Source organism: Acidovorax sp. SUPP1855 (assembly GCF_030158955.1).
Classification (GTDB): Bacteria; Pseudomonadota; Gammaproteobacteria; order Burkholderiales; family Burkholderiaceae_C; genus Paracidovorax.
In genome coordinates, this window is the sequence record NZ_BQXI01000004.1 from 89936 (window position 1) to 108529 (window position 18594).

Consider the following 18594-nt stretch of genomic DNA (forward strand, 5'->3'; position numbering starts at 1 on the left):
TTCCGAGACATTGCGCATGCAGATCGAAACCCCTCCCGCCGAACGGCGCTCCGAAAAACCCGACGGCGAGCGCCGCGGCATCGTGCTGGTCAACACCGGCAACGGCAAGGGCAAGAGCACCGCCGCGTTCGGCCTCGCCCTGCGCGCCCACGGGCGCGGCAAGCCGGTCAAGATCTTCCAGTTCATGAAGGTGCCCACCGCGCGCTTCGGCGAGCACCGCATGTTCGAGCAGCTGGGCATCCCCATCGAGGGCCTGGGCGACGGCTTCACCTGGAAGAGCCGCGACATCGACCAGTCGGCCGAACTGGCCCGCGCCGGCTGGGAGCGCGCGCGCGCCGCCGTGCTGGGCGGCGAATTCTTTCTGGTGGTGCTGGACGAGATCACCTACCCGCTCATCTACGGCTGGCTGCCGCTCGACGAGGTGCTGCAGGTGCTGCGCGACCGCCCGCGCCATGTGCACGTGGTGCTCACCGGCCGCCGTTGCCCGCCCGAGGTGATCGAGCTGGCCGACACGGTGACCGAGATGGGCATGGTCAAGCACGCGTTCCAGGCCGGCGTGCCGGCGCAGCGCGGCATCGAGGATTGAGCCCCGCCGACCGCCCCCGCGCCGCGATGCCGTCCCCCACGCCGCCCACCGACATGGCGCAGGGCGCCGCCTTCTCCGCAGCGGAGCGCGCCGCCGTGTACCGCGCCATCCGCGAGCGCCGCGACATGCGCCACTTCGCGGGCGGGCAGGTCGCGCCCGAGGTGCTGGCGCGGCTGCTGGAGGCCGCGCACCACGGCCCCAGCGTGGGCTTCATGCAGCCCTGGCGTTTCATCCGCGTGGCCGATGAGGCGCTGCGCGGGCGCCTGCATGCCTGTGTGGAGGCCGAGCGCCTGCGCACGGCCGAGGCGCTGGGCGAGCGCGGCGCGGAGTTCCTGCGCCTGAAGGTCGAGGGCCTGCGCGATGCGGCCGAGTGCATCGCCGTGGCGCTGGCCGATGGCCGCGAGGCGCACGTGTTCGGCCGCCGCACGCTGCCGCAGATGGACCTGGCCTCGGTCGCCTGCGCGCTGCAGAACCTGTGGCTGGCCGCGCGCGCCGAGGGGCTGGGCATGGGCTGGGTGTCCATGTTCGACCCCGCCGCCGTGGGCGCGCTGCTGGGCCTGCCCCCCGGTGCCGAGGCGGTGGCGCTGCTGTCCATCGGCCCGGTGCACGGCTTCTACGAAGAACCCATGTTGCAGCAGGAGCGCTGGGCGCGCCGCGCGCCGCTTCGCACCGTGGTGTTCGACAACGCCTGGGGCCAGCCGGCGCCCTGGCTGGCGGAAGGCGTTGCCGAGGATCCGATGCCGGCCGCCGGCGAAAAGGGCCCCCGTTGATGGACGCCGCCTGGGCCCTGGCCCTCGCCCCCGCCGCGGCAGTGCCGCTCGCGCTGGCCATCGACCGGTGCTTCGGCGAGCCGCCCGTGGCCGTGCACCCCGTGGTCTGGATGGGCCGTGCGCTGCAGGCCGGCGGCGACCGGGTGGCGCCCCGCGCGCCCACTGCGCGCGACTGGCGGTCTTTCGGGCTGGCAGCGCTGCTGTGGTGTGCGCTGGCCGCCGTGGTTTTGATCGTCTCGGCGGTGCTGCAATGGGCCGTACTGCGCCACGCGCCGCCGTGGCTGGCCGCAGTGCTGCTGGCGCTGCTGCTCAAGCCGCTGCTGGCCTGGCGCATGCTGCGCGACGAGGTGCTGGCGGTGGAAGCCGCCCTGGCCGAATCGCTGGAGGCCGGGCGCGCGCGCCTGGCGCGCCTGGTGAGCCGCGACGTGCAGGTGCTCGACGCGGTGCAGGTGCGCGAGAGCGCCATCGAGTCGCTGGCCGAGAACCTCAACGACTCCGTGGTCGCGCCGCTGTTCTGGTTCGCACTGCTGGGCCTGCCTGGCGCCGCGCTCTACCGTTTCGCCAACACGGCCGATGCCATGTGGGGCTACCCCGGCATGCGCGGCGGGCGCTACTGGCAGTGGGCCGGCAAATGGGCGGCGCGCGCGGACGACGCGCTGTCGTGGCTGCCGGCGCGGCTCACGGCGCTGCTGCTGCGCGCCATCGCCGGCGGCCCGCGCTGGCGCGTGCTGGCGGCCCAGGCCCGCTGCACGCCCTCGCCTAACAGCGGCTGGCCCATGGCCGCCATGGCGCTGGCCCTGGGTGTGCGCCTGGCCAAGCCCGGCGTGTACACGCTCCACCACGAAGGGCGGGGCGCTGACGCCCGCGACACGCCCCGGGCGGCAGGCTGGGCATCGAAAGTGGTGGTTGCCGGCGGATTGATTGCCCTGGTTGCTCACTTTTCAATAGCATTTTGGTGGTTGCGATGGATGTGACGTTGCACCCCCCCCTGCATGGCGGCCCGGACGCCCTGGGCGTGCCGCCGCACGACTTTTCCACCAACAGCAACGCCTGCGGCCCGTGCCCCGGGGCGGTCCAGGCGCTGCGCGAAGCCGATGCCCGGCATTACCCCGACCCGGCCTACACCGCATTGCGCGAGCGCCTGGGCGCCTTCCACGGCGTGGGGCCGGCGCGCATCGTGATCGCAGGCAGCGCGAGCGAATTCATCCACCGCATCACCGCCTTCGCCGCCCGGCGGGGCGTGCGGGCCGTGGCGGTGCCGGTGCATTGCTATGGAGACTACACGCGCGCGGCGCAGGCCTGGGGGCTGGACGTGCGGCCCGCCGCACCCGGTGCGGACCCGGCGGTCACCGGCCTGTGCTGGGCGTGCGAGCCCGCCAGCCCGCTCGGCACGCCCGACCCCGCGCTGGCCGCCTGGGCCCGGATCGGAGCGCAAGACGGGGCACTGCGCGTGATCGACTGCGCCTACGCCCCCCTGCGCCTGGAGGGCACCGCCAGCCACATGCCCGCCAACGCCTGGCAGCTGTGGACCCCCAACAAGGCCCTGGGCCTGACGGGCGTGCGCGCGGCCTATGCCGTCGCGCCGCAGGCGCAGCCGCCGCAAGACCTGGCCGCGCTGCAGTCGCTGGCGCCATCTTGGCCCATCGGCGCCCACGGCGTGGCGCTGCTCACGGCATGGACCCTGGCCTCCACCCAGCGCTGGCTGCGCGACAGCCTGGACACGCTGCGGGCCTGGAAGGCGCAGCAGCAGGCGCTGTGCGAATCGCTGGGCTGGGCCGTCGTGCCCGGGAGCCTGGCCAACTACTTCGTGGCACGGCCCGATGCCGATGACCTGCCGGCGGCCCTGCATCGGTTGCGTGCCCATGGCATCAAGCTGCGCGACGGCACGTCGTTCGGGCTGCCGGGGCAGGTGCGCCTGGGCGTGCTGCCGCCGGATTCCCAGCAGGCGCTGCGCCAGGCCTGGATCGGCTGACTGCCGCTACCATCGCCGCCTCACCTGCGATCGCTCCAAGGAGGCCGCCCCGCCATGCGCACCATCACCGTCAGCCGCTACGTCACGCCCCTGCGTGAGGGCGGCTCCATGCCCGCCGTCGTCGAGGGCGACGATCTGGGCCTGTATGTGCTCAAGTTCCGTGGCGCGGGGCAGGGCGTGCGGGCCCTGCTCGCCGAGATGATCGCCGGGGGCATTGCCCGCGCCCTGGGCCTGCCCGTTCCCGAGATCGTGCTCGCCCAACTGGACGTGGCCCTGGCGCAGACCGAGCCGGACCCCGAGATCCAGGACCTGATCCGTGCCAGCGGCGGCCTGAACGTGGGGCTGGACTACCTCTCGGGCGCCGCGAACTTCGATCCGGCGGTGGATGCGGTCTCGGACGACTTCGCCTCGCGGCTGGTCTGGTTCGACACGCTGGTGGGCAACGTGGACCGCACGGCGCGCAACACCAACCTGCTGGTGTGGCACCGCAACCCGTGGCTGATCGACCATGGCGCGGCGCTGACCTTCCACCATGCCTGGAACGGAACGGTGGCCGTGCCCGCCAAGCCCTTCGCCCCCATTGCCGACCACGTGCTGCTGCCCCGCGCCACCGCGCTGGCGCAGGTGGATGCGGAACTGGCCGCGCGCCTCACGCCCGCTGTGCTGCAGGGCGTGCTGTCCGAGGTGCCCGATGAATTTTTGCAACTGGCCGGTGCCGACCACGCCGAAGGCCCATTGATCGCGCCCGGCACCCACCGGCAGGCCTACGCGGATTATTTCGCCGCACGGCTGGCCGGGCGCGGCGCCTGGCTGAAAGGAGCGATCGATGCACGCGGCTGATGTGTACGACTACGCCATCGTGCGCGTGGTGCCGCGTGTGGAGCGCGAGGAATTCATCAATGCTGGCGCCATCCTGTCGTGCCAGCGCACGGGTTTCCTGCAGGCCACCATGGCACTGGACGAGGCGCGGCTGCTGGCCCTCGACCCCGCGGCCGACCTGGACACGGTGTGCAGGCACCTGGCGGCCATCGTCGCCATCTGCGCGGGCGACACGGGCTGCGGGCCCATCGCGCAGATGCCTTACCGCTCGCGCTTTCACTGGCTGACCGCGCGGCGCAGCGGAATCATCCAGACCTCGCCGGTGCACACCGGGCGCTGCACCGATGCGGGCGCGGCGCTGGAGCACATCATGGACCGCATGGTCCGGCCGTTGCGTGCGATGGGTTGATGGGGTGAAGGCGCCGCGACCCGCCTCAGCCGGCGCTGTCCGGTAATGTGAAGTCGAACCGGTAGGCGTGCGCCCCGTCGGCTGCGACGTCGATGGTCATGCGACCTTCCAGGCCGGTGAGCGCGTCGGTGCCCGAATCAGGCACCACTGCGATGCGCTGCTCTGGCACGCCGCGCGCCATGGTCGAGCTGTGCTGCAGCACGAAGCTGCCGTGGCGTCCTGCCAGGCTGCCATGCACGGTTTCCATCGCGACGTAGCCGGCCGATCCTGTGGTGGCGCTGCGAAAGGCCAGCATCTCGCCCGTGCTCGTGGCGTCCAGGCTTCCGTGGAAGCGCTTGTCGAGGGACATGCGGAGAAGGCCGCTGGTGCTCGCTGTGTCGCTCAGTGGGTGGGGCGCGGTTTTGACGTCGAAGGGGCCGGTGATGGAATCAGAAATCATGGGTTGTCTCGCGGGTGGAAGCGGCCCGCCCGCTGCAGGAGCGCGCAGGTGGGCAGGGCCTGTCGGTGGAAACGAAGCCGCTATTGAACCGCAAGAACGTGCAACGCGGTTCGGGCCATGCTGGCCGCGAGCCGGGCATGCGGGTCGGGGGACAATACGGCTCCTTCGCCAATCGAACTGCGCCGTGCATTCCGCCCCTTTCGCCTTCGCTGCTCCTCGCCCCACCGTTCCGCTTTTTCCGTGTCCGCTGTTCTGCCGCCGCTGTGGCCGTAGCGCACGGGCCGGGCGCTGACATGGCGGCGCGCTGCGTCATGGTGCTGGGCACGACCAGTGGCGCCGGCAAGAGCTGGCTGGCCACGGCCCTGTGCCGCTGGTACAGCAACCAGGGCCTGAAAGTGGCGCCGTTCAAGGCGCAGAACATGAGCAACAACGCGCGCGTGGTCGCCGGGCCGGGTGGCGGCCACGGCGAGATCGGCAGCGCGCAGTATTTCCAGGCCCTGGCGGCGCGTGCCGAGCCCGATGTGCGCATGAACCCGCTGCTGCTCAAACCCGAGGCCGACACCCGCAGCCAGGTGGTGCTGATGGGGCAGGTGAGCGAGGAGCTGTCTGCATTGCCCTGGCGCGGCCGCAGTGCGCGGGTGTGGCCGCAGATCGCCGCCGCGCTCGATGCGCTGCGCGCCGAGAACGACGTGGTGGTGATCGAAGGCGCGGGGTCGCCGGCCGAGATCAACCTGCAAGCGAGCGACGTGGTCAACCTGCGCGTGGCGCGGCATGCGGGCGCGAGTTGCCTGCTCGTCACCGACATCGACCGGGGCGGCGCCTTCGCCCACCTCTACGGCACCTGGGCCCTGGTGCCGGAGGACGAAAGGGCGCTGATCCAGGGTTTCGTGCTCAACAAGTTCCGGGGCGATGCGGCGTTGCTGGCGCCGGCGCCCGAAATGCTGCAACAGATGACCGGCGTGCCCACCGTGGCCACCATCCCCATGCAATGGCACCATGGCCTGCCCGAGGAAGACGGGGTGTTCGACGATGCCGCGCGCGCCAGCGGTGTGGTGCACACGACCATCGCCGTGGTGGCCTACCCCCGCATCAGCAACCTCGACGAATTCCAGCCCCTGAAGGCCGTGCCCGGCGTGCGGTTGCTGTGGGCCCGCAGCCCGGCCGACATGGCGGGGGCCGACTGGATCGTGCTGCCCGGCTCCAAGGCCACCGCGGCCGACCTGGCCTGGCTGCGCGCGCAGGGGCTGGACGCCGCCGTGGCCGCGCATGCAGCGCGGGGTGGGCGGGTGCTGGGCATCTGCGGCGGCCTGCAGATGCTGGGCGAGGCCCTCATCGACACGCACGGCGTGGACGGCAACGCGGCGGGCCTGGGCCTGCTGCCGCTGGTGACGGCCTTCGAGCCCGTCAAGACCGTGCGCCATACCCGCACCGCGTTCGGCGCCGCGCAGGGCGCCTGGCAGGCGTTGGCCGGCACGGCGGTGCAGGGCTACGAGATCCACCACGGCCAGACCGCGCAGCATCCGGCGATGGCCGCGGCGGGCGACGTGGCGCATGCCGTGATCCCGGGCCTGGCATGGCAGAACGCGCGCGGCAACGTGCTGGGGTTGTACCTGCACGGCCTGTTCGAGGACGCCGGCATCCTGCGCGCGCTCTTCGGGGCCGACGCACCCACGCTCGACGCCGTGTTCGACAGGCTGGCGAGCGGGGTGGATGAATGGTTCGACGAGGAATGGAAACGCCGCGTCTTGCAGTAGGGACGGATGGAAAAAAGCCCGCACGGGGCGGGCTGGGACTTTTTATGGCTGGGTGTCGACGTTCAGCGCAAGTAATGGCCGTAGTCGTACTGGCCTGCCGAAAAAACGGTCGTGACTTCGAACTCCGCCGGGTTGTAACTTTGCGAACTCGGGCCCGCCTGGCTGTAGCTGGGCTGCTCTTCGTCCGAATCGTCGGCAACCATCCGTGCCGCCACTTCGGCGCGATGCTGCTCGACGAGCCTGATGGGACTTGTCAGCATCTGCCGTACATCGTCAGGTCCGATGGAACCGCGATTCTGAACCAGATAGGCCGTTATTTTCCGGTTGAGTTTTTCGCAGGATCTGACGACGCTTTTCATGCCTTCGTGGCCCGGGTATTGCACGGCATGTTCCAGCAGATTTGCAATCGTCTCCTGCTGCTGGCGCAACTGCTGTGCCGTGGATCGGATCGCGGCATGTCCGGACTGCAACGGCGAGCGGGGCGCCATGGCCCCACCCGCGCCGGCAGACCGCCGGCTGGGGCCGGCGTAGGGAGAGCCCTGTGGCATCGGAGAACGGTTACCCGGTGTTTGAGCGGGTGTATTGGTCGCCCACGTATGCACGGGGCTAGAGTTGCGTGAGGTGGAGTTGATGCATCCCATTGGATCACTTGAAAAGAGTTGGACAGACCCGAATGTTGATATTCTTTCCATTGGTCGGAATTTCCACTGCGTAGGATATGGCGATTTTGCGAAGCAATTCGGGTAACTGATCGCATCTTCACCAGGGTAGCCCGGTGCAGGTCGTTCGCCCCGATGCAACCGTGCTGCGATGACCGCTTCGCGCGCCTTGATTGAATCTGTCCGAGCCGTCGCTATCCACTTGCCCCTGATTTATGAGCAACAACGCTGATCTTCCATCCGTTGAAACCCTGTCCGACGAGGCGTTCGCTGCCTGCCTGCAGCACCTGCTGGACCACAAGACCAAGCCGCTGGGTGCTCTGGGCCGGCTGGAGTCGCTGGCGCTGCGCATCGGCCGCATCCTGGGCACCGAGGCGCCCGAGCTGCGCCAGCCGCAGATGCTGGTGTGTGCGGCCGACCATGGCCTGGCGGCACGCGGCGTGTCGGCCTTTCCGAGCGATGTGACCTGGCAGATGGTGGAGAACTTCCTGGCCGGCGGCGCGGCGGTGAGCGTGCTGGCGCGCCAGCACGGGCTGGACCTGACCGTGGCCGACTGCGGCGTGGCGCGCGCCATCGCGCCGCGCGACAGCGCGCCGGGGCAGCCGCGCCTGTTCAGCCACTGCCGCGTGGCGGCCGGCACGGCGGATGCGTCGGTGGGTCCGGCGATGACCGCGGACCAGTGCGCCCAGGCGGTTGCCAACGGGTGCGAGATCGTGCGCGGCCTGCCTGGCAACGCGCTGTTGCTGGGCGAAATGGGCATCGGCAACACATCGGTCGCCTCGCTGCTGCTGTCGCGCCTGTGCGGCCTGCCGATCGGCGACTGCACGGGCGCGGGCACCGGCCTGGATGCCGAGGGCGTGGCGCGCAAGCGCGCGGTGCTGCAGCAGGCGCTGGAGGCCAATGCCGACGCCATCGAGCCCTTGCAGGCACTGGCCGCGCTGGGCGGGCTGGAGGTGGCCACCCTGGTGGGCGCGGTGCTGCAGGCCGCCAGCGAGCGCCGGGTGATAGTGGTGGACGGCTTCATCACCAGCGCGGCCGTGCTGGTGGCCAGCCGCCTGGCGCCCGCCGTGCTTGAGCGCTGCGTGTTCGCCCACCGATCAGGCGAGCGGGGCCACACGCTGCTGCTGGGCGAATTGCAGGCCGAGCCGCTGCTGGACATGGGCCTGCGGCTGGGCGAGGGCTCGGGCGCTGCGCTGGCCTGGCCCCTGCTGCAATCGGCCTGCGCGGTGCTGCGCGAGATGGCGAGCTTCGAATCGGCGGGGGTCGCCGGCAAGGTGTGACCCGGGCGGCGCGCGTGCCGGAAAGCGTGCCCTGGACTACCGGGCCGCGGGCCGGGCCATCGCGACGAAGTTCTGCACGAAGGGCGAACGGTCGCCCTCGCGGTGGGCGACGGCCAGGCTCACCAGGGCCGACTGGCTGCTGAGCGACCGGTAAGCCACGCCCTTGAAGGCCAGGTGCCGCATGGAGGCAGGCACCAGTGCCACGCCCAGCTCGGCGGCGACCAGCGCGAGGATCGACACGATCTGCGGCGCCGTGGGGCCCAGCTGCGGCTCGAAGCCCGCCGCGCGGCAGGCCGCCACCGAGGCATCGAACAGGCTGGGGCCGAGCGGCCGGGGCGTGAGGATGAAGGGCTCGCCGCGCAACTTCAGCAGATCGATGCGCGGGCCCTTGCGCGAGGCGGCGTGGCTGGCCGGCAGCGCCACGATCAGCGGCTCGTCCGGATAGCGGTGAAAGTGCAGGCCCGTGGCGTCCAGGCCGTCCGGGCGCAGGATGGCGATGTCCAGCCGCCCGTCGCGCAGCCGCTCCACCAGGGTGAGGGAGTTGCCCTCGTCGATCCTGAGCTCCACCTGCGCGAACCCGCGGCGGTACGAGCGGATGGCCTGCACGACCACGGGATTGAGTGCGGACGAGCCGGTGAAGCCCAGGTGCAGCACGCCCGCCTCGCCGCGCGCCGCCCGCTGCGCCGCGCGCACGGCGTCGAAGGTGCGCGCCGGCAGGCCGCCCACGCCTTCCAGGAAAGCGTGGCCTGCGTCGGTGAGCTGCGCGCCGTGCGGCACGCGGTGGAACAGCGGCACGCCCACCTCGGCTTCCAGGTCCTTGATCTGCAGGCTCAGCGGCGGCTGCGCGATGCCCAGGCGCGCTGCGGCCCGGGTGAAGTTGCCTTCCTCGGCCACGGCGATGAAGTAGCGGATGTGGCGCAGTTCCATGGGGTATCTGAAATAGGTATGGTGATGAGATGAATCATATATTGGACATATATGAGGGAGGCGCCTAGATTCCAGCGCTGGCTGCCTTTCGGCGCAGCGCCTTTCCCTTGCCGCCTTGCTCTGCCGTCCATCGTTCGATCCATGCCTTCGTTGACCGCCTCCCCAGACCTCGCCCCGCCTTCCGCCACGCCCCTGGCCGAACCGCCCGCAGCCCGATCCACGCCGCCGGGCACGTCCGCTTCGGGCTGGATCGCGCGCGGCTCCGCGGATTACCGGCGTGCCGCCGCGGCGCTGTTCCTGGCGGGTTTCGCCAGCTTTTCGCTCATCTACTGCGTGCAGCCGCTGCTGCCGGCGTTTGCCCGATCGTTCGGCATCAGCCCCGCGCAGAGCGCCTTGCCGCTGTCGCTGACCACCGGCCTGCTGGCCGTGGCGATCGTGCTCGCCGGGGCGTTCTCGCAAGCGCTGGGGCGGCGCGGGCTGATGTTCGCCTCGATGGCGCTGGCCTCGCTGCTGAACATCGTCGCGGCCATCGTGCCCAGCTGGCATGGTCTGCTGGTGGCCCGCGCGCTGGAAGGGTTGGTGCTGGGCGGCGTGCCGGCCGTGGCCATGGCCTACCTGGCCGAGGAGATCGACCCGCGCCATCTGGCGCACACCATGGGTCTGTATGTGGCGGGCACCGCGTTCGGCGGAATGATGGGGCGCGTGGGCATGGGCGTGCTCACCGAATGGGTGAGCTGGCGCGCCGCGCTGGGCTGCCTGGGCGCGCTGTGCCTGCTGTCGGCCATCGGCTTTCTGGTGCTGCTGCCACGGTCGCGCCATTTCACGCCCCAGCCCGGGCTGCAGGTCCGCTACCACCTGCGGGCCTGGGGCGGCCACCTGCGCCACCGCGGGCTGCTGCGGCTGTTCGCCATCGGCTTTCTGCTGACGAGCATCTTCGTGACGCTGTTCAACTACGCCACGTTCCGCCTGTCCGGCGCACCCTACGGCCTCAGCCAGACGCAGATCAGCCTGATGTTCCTGGTGTTCGGCTTCGGCATCGTGTCCTCGTCCGTGGCGGGCCGGTTGGCGGACCGTCTCGGGCGGCGCGGGCTGCTCGCCGCGGGCTTCGCGTTCATGCTGGGCGGCACGCTGCTCACCCTGTCGCCGTCGCTGTGGGGCGTGTTCGCGGGCATCGCGCTGGTGACCACTGGCTTCTTCATCGGCCACTCGATCGCCAGTTCATCCATTGGCCCGCTGGCCGGGTTGACCAAGGGGCACGCGGCATCGCTCTACCTCTGGTTCTACTACATGGGTTCGAGCGTGGTCGGATCGGTGGGCGGATGGTTCTGGCAGCACGGCGGGTGGCCGGCCATCGTGGGGCTGACGGGCGCGCTGGCGGTGCTGGGGATCGTAATGTCGGCTGCGGGGCCGCGGGGGACCGGGGCGAAGGCGTGAACCGGGCGGCGGTGGTTAAGGCGCCGCCATTTTGCGCCCGGAACGCTTCAGTTCACGAACCACCGCCCGTTGCCGTCGCTCAGCAGGAAGTATTTGAAGGCGCCCTGCAAGGTACTGCCGATGCCGTTGCCGCTGAAGCTTGCATTCACGATGGTGTCCGCGCCCGAGGCCTGCAGGATGACCGACGCGCCGTTCTGTGGATCGAGGGTGATGATGGTGAGCGTCTGCCCCGCCACGTTCGCGGGGGGCAGGTTCAGCGTGCTGCCGCCCTGGGCCGCGTAGTACACCCCTCCGGTCGGGGTGCTGGGCACGGTGGAGCCCGATGTCAGGGTGCCGCCCTGTACGAGCTGTCCGGGCTGCACCCAAACGCCGTCCGAGCGCAGGTAGGTTCGGGCTGCGGCGGAGGCACCCCCCTGCAATTTGGACACGCTTACCGCATCGTCGGCCAGCTTGACGTTGGTCACCGCCGAGTCCAGCAGCTTGAGCGTGGAAATCGCCTGGTCGGCCATCTTGCTGGTGGTGACGGTGCCATTCGCCACCTTGCTGGTGGTGATGGCATTCACGGCAATGTTGGAGTTGGCCACGGTGAGGTTGGCGATCTTGTTGCCGGTGATGGCGCCGTCCGCGATGGTGAGCACGCCGGCACTGCTCAGGCCCGCGTCTCCCGTCAGCGTGACGGGCGCCTGCGGGCTGAAAGGCGCGGACGATGACGTTACGGTGATCTGCCCGCCGGCCGTGCCGTTGGCATACCCCTCGCCCGTGGCACCTGTCGACCCGGTCGCTCCCGTCGCACCGGCGGCGCCTGTCGGCCCTGCGGCACCGGTCGCTCCCGTGGCGCCGGCAACGCCGGCGGTGCCCGCAGGTCCTGTGGCACCGGTGGCACCCGCCGTGCCGGTGGCACCCGTGGCACCGGTGGCACCCGTGGAGCCTGCGGCGCCGGTCGCCCCTGTGGAGCCTGCGGCGCCGGTCGCCCCTGTGGCGCCTGCGGCGCCGGTCGCCCCTGTGGCGCCTGCGGCACCGGTCGCCCCTGTGGAGCCTGCGGCGCCGGTCGCCCCTGTGGCGCCTGCGGCGCCGGTCGCCCCTGTGGCGCCTGCGGCACCGGTCGCCCCTGTGGCGCCCGCGGCACCTGTGGCGCCGGTCGGGCCTGCGGCCACGCCTGCTGCGCAGGGCCCCAGCGCGCCCGTGGTGGTTTCAAAGCACAGCACCGTGGCCACGGGCGTCCGCGTGGAGAGGGTGGGCAGGAAGACGCCGCCGCCATCCTGCACGCGCAGTCCCTCTTGCGTCCCATTGGCGCTGCGCACCACGAAGCCGCCTGCCGAGGGCACGGTGATCCGTACGTCTGCGGCCTGGGCCAAGGGGGCATGGACCAGGTACGCGGCAGCGAGGGCGGCATTCAGCAGGGAGAGGCGGATGGTTCTGGAGTGGTTCACAGGTCGTTTTCCTGGGTGATGGCGGTGGGGCCGAAGGGGCAACCATGTGCCCATGTGCGGCCCGAGGCAGTAGAAATCGGCGCCAGACTATCTTTCGCCAGTGTTTATGTAAATAGGTGTTTCAATCTCGATGGGTACATGCTTCCAGGCGGAATGCGCATGCGAGGCGTGCGTGCGCGAATGCCGATGAATGGGTGCGCCCCAGGCTGAAACCGTTGGAAGCACGGGCGATGCGGCCGCACGCCATCATGGTTCGGTGCCGTTGTCGGTGCACCGGATTCGCTTGGCGACTGCCCTGTCCTCCGGCTTTCTGGGCCATCGCGCCGGTGGTGGCCTCCTCAATTCACCGTGTGCGTTCTGCACGGCAGTCCGCCGCTTGCGCAGTGCAGTGCGGAGCCATCCACCAGGGAAGATCAATGTCAATGGTTCTATGGAAAGTGCGGCACGCGGTGCCTTCTCCCCGCAGCGGGCGCAAGGCCGTCCTGGCGGCTCTCGCCTGGGTGGCGCTGTCTGGCGCTTGCCTGGCGCAGGCGCAAACGCTTTGGCCCACCCCCCGACAATGGGATCAGGCGCGAGAACAATCGGCCACCGTCCCCGCATGGCGCACTGCCATGGCCGCCCAGCGGCGCATCGCCGAAGACGCGATGAAGAGCGAGCCCCGGCCCGTGGCCGTGCTGACCACTGGCGGCCGGCTGCGGGGCGATCCGCTCAAGGCCCAGACCGAAGCGGGCCTGCAGGACATGGACAAGATCCAGGCGCTGGCCATCACCTACCGGCTCGACCACGACCCGCGCCATGCGGCGAAGGCGGGCGACTACCTGCTGCGCTGGGCACAGGTCAACCGACCGACCGGCCAGCCCATCGATGAAACCGGCCTGGAGCCCGCTATCTTCGGTTATCGGCTGGTGCGGGCCGACCTGGGCGCTTCCACACGCGAATCGGTCGATGGCTGGATGCGCCGTATTGCTCAAGCCGAGATGGGGTCGCGGGAGATGAAGAAGAAAACCGCCACCAACAACTGGCACAGCCATCGCCTGAAGATCGTCGGCCTCATCGGCTTCGCAATCGGCGACGCACGGCTGATCGCCTACACCCGGGACGGCCTGCGTGCGCAGATCAACGACAACCTGCTTGCCAGCGGCGAAAGCGTCGATTTCCAGGAGCGCGATGCGCTGTCCTACCACGTGTACGACCTGCGCCCGCTCGTTACGCTGGCGCTGGCCTTCGCGGAGCAGGGCGAGGATTTCTACCACTGGAAGGCGGCGAACGGCGCCTCCATCGCCCACAGCGTGGCGTGGCTGATGCCGTATCTGAGGGGCGAGAAGACGCATGCCGAATTCGTGGGCAGCGACGTGCGCTTCGACAAGGCGCGATCGGACAACGGCGAGCGGGGTCACGTGGTCGGCAGCCTGTACGAGCCGCGCGACGCACTGCCGCTGCTGTTCCTGGCCGCCGCCTACGACCCCGAGTGCGCTGCCCTGGCGGAGCGGCTCAGCGGAGGTCGCCCGAACTGGCGCCTGGCGTTCAGCCGGCTGCCTGCCGCACGCAACCAGGGAGGGTGAGCGGCGGGGCGCCGGCCCCCAGCGTGAACGCGTTAGGGCACGCAGGCCAGGGGGCCGTTCAGGGCTTGACCTCCAGCCGCACGCGACGCCGGTCCGTGCTGACCGTGACCGACAGGCAATCGTCGGCCCACACCGGGCGAAGCGCGTCGGCGTCCGAATGCTCGGCGCGCCCATACGACCGCCCGGCCTGGTCCACCAGTTTCACGTAGCCCGCGCCGTCGCTGTAGTCGTAGAACTCCAGGCTGTAGTCACCCCCGCCGCACACATCGGTGTGCATGAGTTCTGCGGTGTTGAAAGCGCGGGAGGAGAGCAGGGAGCCGGCCAACAGGGCCATCGGCATGCCCGCAAGAAGCAGCAAGGCCCATCGCGGCCAGGTCTGCCAAAAGCGGGGCTGGCGGAAGGCCGCGCGGTGGGTGGAGAGTGAAGAGGTGTGGGATTTCATGGGAAGGGATTGGGTATAGATGCTCGAACGAACACTGACCGTTGCGAGACCCTGACTTGCGGAGCCCGATTTGGCCTCACGGCTGTACGCTCAACGACACCGGGTCTTTGTCTGTGTTGACACTCACCTGTTTGCAATCGTCTGACCAGATGGGCCCTAGGTCAGTCCCTTCTGAAAAATACGATTGACCGTGGACTCGCCCAGCCTGGTCAATTAATTGAACGTAGCCATCCCCGTTTCGGTACGCGAATGTTTGCAAGCTGTAATTTCCATTGCCGCAAATATTCGTGTTTTCCAGTTTTGCAGTTTTCAAAGGATCATTGAATTGACTAAGAATCCAGATTCCTGCCGCGACCAAGAGGCAAAAAACAATCAAGACCTTTGATAATTTCCTCGATCTTTTTTGCGCATGCTTTACTGGCAATGGTTCATGTGTTGGCAGGGACATATCAAAAAGCCTGTACATCCCAAGTCAAAGGAGTGCTGAGCTTTTCTCTGTAAACATCCGAAAAGATGAGGAAGTCGCCGCCTTTACGATGGACATCTCGCCAACGCTGAAAACTTGCGTTTTCAGCCATGTACAGGTTAGAAGTTGGAAAGGTACGTATATCGGCGTTGTTCCAATTTCCCAACATTTGATCTCCTGAAAAGTCGTAGCTATCACGAAGGTAGAAGTTCAGACTGTGGATTTCGACACGATGGGAGGGTGTTCCCAACATCCCTCGGAGTGGCGTGACCATGCCTTCAGCAGAAGCATGGAGCGTAAATGCACCCAGTGCGCAGTACATATCGTCAATGGGATCCGTCAATTTTTCAACACTGTTTGCACTGACGTTTCTGGAGTTCACATGCGTGGTTTCGTGAAGATCGACAGCGGATCGACTATTGCCGAATGGCACTGCTTGGGCGCTCAACTTACCCGCGCGTTTCAGTCTGCTTGCAAGTCTGTCTTTGGAGATTTGATGACTTCTAGGCGACAGCTGTCCTGCGATAACGCGCCTTAATTCATCCACGACTTCCTGAGTGCGCCCAAATCTCAAAGCCCAAGCCATAGTGACAGTCGTTTGATCGATGTACTGAGGACTGATTGATCGGTGGTCGAAGTCGGTGGCATCGGCTCTTTTCCAGCCGGAAGGCATTATGAAAGAAGGACTCGAGAACCATCTTCGCATCAGCGCCGAGCCTATTCGAAATCCCTTCTGGTCCATGACGCCGGGGATGTCGGCCAATTGCAAATTCTTGAAGCATTGAGATGCTGGATATTCCGCATTGAGTCCGATGGGTTGAGCTACTACGCGGTTGGCACGGAGTGCCGTTTCTTCCCATATATTTTTCATTTTCTCCCTGACAGCACGGCGTTATGTATTTTTTCATTGCGACGCTTTGGAGCGAAGCCGCGCGGCGCATCTTAAAAGCTTCTTTGAATTAATGGCTGGTTCAGTAACTTTTTATTACTTTATTTGCATAATAATCACGTAACCAACGGGCGCATAACGCGCTTGGTGCCATCAGTCGCCATACCAATGCACCACCTCCACAATCGCCCTGTTTTGTATACAAAATGGTGCAAAAACCGTATTCCAGGCTGGCATGGCGCTTGCGTAATGCCCCGGCATGGACGCCACCTCCCACCCCCCAGCCCCCGCCGCCATCGAAATCGTTGCGCTGACCAAGCGCTACGCGCAGGGCAAGCCTGCCGTCGATGGCATCGATCTGCGCATTGCCAGCGGCAGCTACTGCTGCCTGCTGGGGCCTTCGGGCTGCGGCAAGAGCACCACGCTGCGCATGATCGCGGGGCACGAGTCGGTGACCAGTGGCGATGTGCTGCTGGAAAACCGCAACATCACCGATCTGCCGGCGGCCGAGCGGGGCACGGCGATGATGTTCCAGAGCTTCGCGCTGTTTCCCCACCTGTCCGCGCTGGACAACGTGGCTTTCAGTCTCAAGATGAAGGGCGTGGGCAAGGCCGAGCGGCAGGCGCGCGCGCGGGCGCTGCTGGAGCGGGTGGCGATGGGGCACCTGGCCGACCGCAAGCCGGCGGAGCTGTCGGGTGGGCAGCAGCAGCGCGTGGCGCTGGCGCGCGCCCTCATCACCGAACCGCGCGTGCTGCTGCTGGACGAGCCGCTGTCCGCGCTCGACCCGTTCCTGCGCATCCAGATGCGCGCCGAGCTGCGGCGCTGGCAAAAGGAACTGGGGCTGACCTTCATCCACGTGACCCATTCGCAGGAAGAGGCCATGGCCCTGGCCGACACGATGGTGGTGATGAACCATGGCCGCATCGAGCAGGTGGGTTCGCCGCACACGGTCTACAACCGGCCCGCGAGCGAATTCGTTGCACGTTTCATGGGCGGGCACAACGTGATCGCCAGACAGTCCGGCCCAGTGGGCGTGCGCACCGACCACCTGCAGATCGCCGCGGTGGGTGAGTCGCTGCCGGCCGGGTCGAGCCACATCGGCGCGGTGGTGACCGATGTGGAGTACCAGGGCACCTACGTGCTGCTGGGCCTGCAGGACGAAGGCGCCGTGGTGTCGTCCAGCACCACCGCCGCGTATTCCGTGATGGTGTCCGAAGACGGCTATGCCGCCCGGCCTTACCAGGTGGGCGATGCGGTGCGCCTGCACTGGCGGCCTGAGCGCGCGCATCCGCTGCAGGCGCCGGCCACACCGGCCTCGGCAGGCGCCGCCGTCGCGGTGTCGGTCTGAGGCGCTGCAGGCCGGCAGCCGCAACCCACCGGGCGCCACGGTTCCTACCGCTGCTGACTGACAAAAGATTTCCCTTTCCCCCCTGTCCCTTCGTTCAACCTAGGAGCTTTCCATGTCCGATGCGTCTTCCGAATCCCTCGCTGCCCCGTCGTCCGCCGTGCAGCGCCGCTCGCTGCTCAAGGGCACGGCCGGCATCCTGGCCGCCGGCATGTTCCCGGCCATCCATGCGCAGGAGAAGATCGTGCTGCGCTACCTGGGCACGGCGGTGAACCAGGACAAGGCCATCGCTGAAAAATTCAAGGCCGACACGGGCATCGAGATCCAGTACGTGGCCGTGACCACGGACGACGTGACCAAGCGCGCCGTCACCGCGCCCAACAGCTTCGACCTGATCGACACCGAGTACTTCTCGCTCAAGAAGATCGTGCCCACGGGCAACCTGAAGGGCATCGACACCAAGCGCATCAAGAATGCCGACAAGATCACCCCGCTGTTCACCACCGGCATGGTGGGCGGCAAGGCCGTGGGCGAGCAGGGCACCGCGCCCAAGAAGGTGATCTACCTCGAAGGCGAAAAGAGCAAGGTGTTCGCCAAGAGCCCGACGCAGTTCATGAGCCTGATTCCCACCGTGTACAACGCCGACACGCTGGGCATCCGCCCCGACCTCATAAAGCGCCCCATCGATTCCTGGGCCGAGCTGCTGAACCCCGAGTTCAAGGGCAAGACGGCCATCCTGAACATTCCTTCCATCGGCATCATGGATGCGGCGATGGTGGTCGAGGCCATGGGCCTGTACAAATACCCCGACAAGGGCAACATGACCAAGAAGGAGATCGATCTCACGATCAAGACCCTGATCGAAGCCAAGCGCGCCGGCCAGTTTCGCGCGCTGTGGAAGGACTTCAACGAGTCGGTCAACCTGATGGCCTCGGGCGAGGTGGTGATCCAGTCCATGTGGAGCCCGGCCGTGACGGCGGTGCGCACCAAGGGCATCGCCTGCAACTTCCAGCCGCTCAAGGAGGGCTACCGCGCCTGGGCCGCGGGCTTCGGGCTGCCGGCCACGCTGTCGGGCAAGAAACTGGACGGCGCGTACGAGTTCATCAACTGGTTCCTCGACGGCTGGGCCGGCGCCTACCTCAACCGCCAGGGCTACTACAGCGCCGTGCTGGAGACCGCCAAGGCCAAGATGGAGGCCTACGAGTGGGCCTACTGGATGGAAGGCAAGCCCGCCACGCAGGACATTAAGAGCCCGAACGGCGACCTGCTGGCCAAGGCCGGCAGCGTGCGCGACGGCGGCAGCTACGAGTCGCGCATGGGTGGCATCGCCTGCTGGAACGCGCTGATGGACGAGAACAACTACATGGTCCAGAAATGGAATGAATTCGTCGCGGCCTGACCGATGAAACCG

Annotated in this window: 18 protein-coding genes; 12 read left to right on the plus strand and 6 right to left on the minus strand. The window is 68.0% G+C overall.

Going from position 1 to position 18594, the window contains the following annotated elements:
- The first annotated feature begins 16 nt into the window (after positions 1-16).
- The 6 genes from cobO to AVMA1855_RS04945 are packed head-to-tail and all read left to right on the plus strand — an operon-like array spanning position 17 to position 4556.
- On the plus strand, positions 17-586 hold the full coding sequence (gene cobO / locus AVMA1855_RS04920) for a cob(I)yrinic acid a,c-diamide adenosyltransferase (protein ID WP_272564138.1): 570 nt from the start codon (positions 17-19) through the stop codon (positions 584-586).
- A 26-nt stretch (positions 587-612) separates the two neighbouring features.
- A complete protein-coding gene (bluB, locus tag AVMA1855_RS04925; RefSeq protein ID WP_502870263.1) occupies positions 613-1356 on the plus strand; it encodes a 5,6-dimethylbenzimidazole synthase in 744 nt (247 codons plus the stop codon).
- Positions 1356-2330: an adenosylcobinamide-phosphate synthase CbiB gene (gene cbiB / locus AVMA1855_RS04930; protein WP_284424829.1), complete on the plus strand. Its 975-nt coding sequence runs from the start codon at positions 1356-1358 to the stop codon at positions 2328-2330. The genes bluB and cbiB overlap by 1 nt, the downstream gene beginning before the upstream one ends.
- On the plus strand, positions 2321-3328 hold the full coding sequence (locus AVMA1855_RS04935; RefSeq protein ID WP_284424830.1) for an aminotransferase class I/II-fold pyridoxal phosphate-dependent enzyme: 1008 nt from the start codon (positions 2321-2323) through the stop codon (positions 3326-3328). The genes cbiB and AVMA1855_RS04935 overlap by 10 nt, the downstream gene beginning before the upstream one ends.
- Before the next feature lie 54 nt (positions 3329-3382).
- A complete protein-coding gene (locus AVMA1855_RS04940; RefSeq protein ID WP_284424831.1) occupies positions 3383-4168 on the plus strand; it encodes a HipA family kinase in 786 nt (261 codons plus the stop codon).
- Positions 4155-4556 (plus strand): DUF3037 domain-containing protein, encoded by a 402-nt coding sequence (locus tag AVMA1855_RS04945; protein WP_284424832.1) that lies wholly within the window; start codon positions 4155-4157, stop codon positions 4554-4556. The genes AVMA1855_RS04940 and AVMA1855_RS04945 overlap by 14 nt, the downstream gene beginning before the upstream one ends.
- A gap of 25 nt (positions 4557-4581) precedes the next feature.
- On the opposite strand, the gene AVMA1855_RS04950 is transcribed toward AVMA1855_RS04945, so the two are convergent.
- Positions 4582-4995, minus strand: a complete 414-nt coding sequence (locus tag AVMA1855_RS04950) for a DUF3224 domain-containing protein (RefSeq protein WP_284424833.1) — start codon at positions 4993-4995, stop codon at positions 4582-4584.
- A 293-nt stretch (positions 4996-5288) separates the two neighbouring features.
- On the opposite strand from AVMA1855_RS04950, the gene AVMA1855_RS04955 reads away from it, so the two are divergent.
- Positions 5289-6749: a cobyric acid synthase gene (locus AVMA1855_RS04955; RefSeq protein WP_284424834.1), complete on the plus strand. Its 1461-nt coding sequence runs from the start codon at positions 5289-5291 to the stop codon at positions 6747-6749.
- 62 nt (positions 6750-6811) lie between these two features.
- Here the strand turns inward: AVMA1855_RS04955 and AVMA1855_RS04960 are convergent, their stop codons facing one another.
- On the minus strand, positions 6812-7237 hold the full coding sequence (locus tag AVMA1855_RS04960) for a hypothetical protein (protein WP_284424835.1): 426 nt from the start codon (positions 7235-7237) through the stop codon (positions 6812-6814).
- 386 nt (positions 7238-7623) lie between these two features.
- On the opposite strand from AVMA1855_RS04960, the gene cobT reads away from it, so the two are divergent.
- Positions 7624-8688, plus strand: a complete 1065-nt coding sequence (cobT, locus tag AVMA1855_RS04965; protein ID WP_284424836.1) for a nicotinate-nucleotide--dimethylbenzimidazole phosphoribosyltransferase — start codon at positions 7624-7626, stop codon at positions 8686-8688.
- Between the two features lie 36 nt (positions 8689-8724).
- Here the strand turns inward: cobT and AVMA1855_RS04970 are convergent, their stop codons facing one another.
- Positions 8725-9615, minus strand: a complete 891-nt coding sequence (locus tag AVMA1855_RS04970; protein WP_284424837.1) for a LysR family transcriptional regulator — start codon at positions 9613-9615, stop codon at positions 8725-8727.
- A 141-nt stretch (positions 9616-9756) separates the two neighbouring features.
- Between AVMA1855_RS04970 and AVMA1855_RS04975 the strand changes: the two genes are divergently transcribed.
- Positions 9757-11049 carry an MFS transporter gene (locus AVMA1855_RS04975; RefSeq protein WP_284424838.1) on the plus strand — a complete coding sequence of 431 codons (1293 nt, stop codon included), beginning with the start codon at positions 9757-9759 and terminating at the stop codon, positions 11047-11049.
- A gap of 47 nt (positions 11050-11096) precedes the next feature.
- On the opposite strand, the gene AVMA1855_RS04980 is transcribed toward AVMA1855_RS04975, so the two are convergent.
- Positions 11097-12479 (minus strand): hypothetical protein, encoded by a 1383-nt coding sequence (locus AVMA1855_RS04980; protein ID WP_284424839.1) that lies wholly within the window; start codon positions 12477-12479, stop codon positions 11097-11099.
- 416 nt (positions 12480-12895) lie between these two features.
- Here AVMA1855_RS04980 and AVMA1855_RS04985 point away from each other — a divergent pair, with 416 nt between their 5' ends.
- A complete protein-coding gene (locus tag AVMA1855_RS04985; protein ID WP_284424840.1) occupies positions 12896-14041 on the plus strand; it encodes an alginate lyase family protein in 1146 nt (381 codons plus the stop codon).
- A 58-nt stretch (positions 14042-14099) separates the two neighbouring features.
- Here AVMA1855_RS04985 and AVMA1855_RS04990 read toward each other — a convergent pair whose 3' ends face one another.
- Both AVMA1855_RS04990 and AVMA1855_RS04995 read right to left on the minus strand, forming a co-directional pair.
- Positions 14100-14483 carry a hypothetical protein gene (locus AVMA1855_RS04990; RefSeq protein WP_284424841.1) on the minus strand — a complete coding sequence of 128 codons (384 nt, stop codon included), beginning with the start codon at positions 14481-14483 and terminating at the stop codon, positions 14100-14102.
- A gap of 449 nt (positions 14484-14932) precedes the next feature.
- Positions 14933-15820 (minus strand): DUF6402 family protein, encoded by an 888-nt coding sequence (locus AVMA1855_RS04995; protein WP_284424842.1) that lies wholly within the window; start codon positions 15818-15820, stop codon positions 14933-14935.
- 277 nt (positions 15821-16097) lie between these two features.
- On the opposite strand from AVMA1855_RS04995, the gene AVMA1855_RS05000 reads away from it, so the two are divergent.
- Positions 16098-17186 carry an ABC transporter ATP-binding protein gene (locus tag AVMA1855_RS05000; protein WP_284424843.1) on the plus strand — a complete coding sequence of 363 codons (1089 nt, stop codon included), beginning with the start codon at positions 16098-16100 and terminating at the stop codon, positions 17184-17186.
- 112 nt (positions 17187-17298) lie between these two features.
- Positions 17299-18582: an ABC transporter substrate-binding protein gene (locus AVMA1855_RS05005; protein ID WP_284424844.1), complete on the plus strand. Its 1284-nt coding sequence runs from the start codon at positions 17299-17301 to the stop codon at positions 18580-18582.
- Positions 18583-18594: the final 12 nt, after the last annotated feature.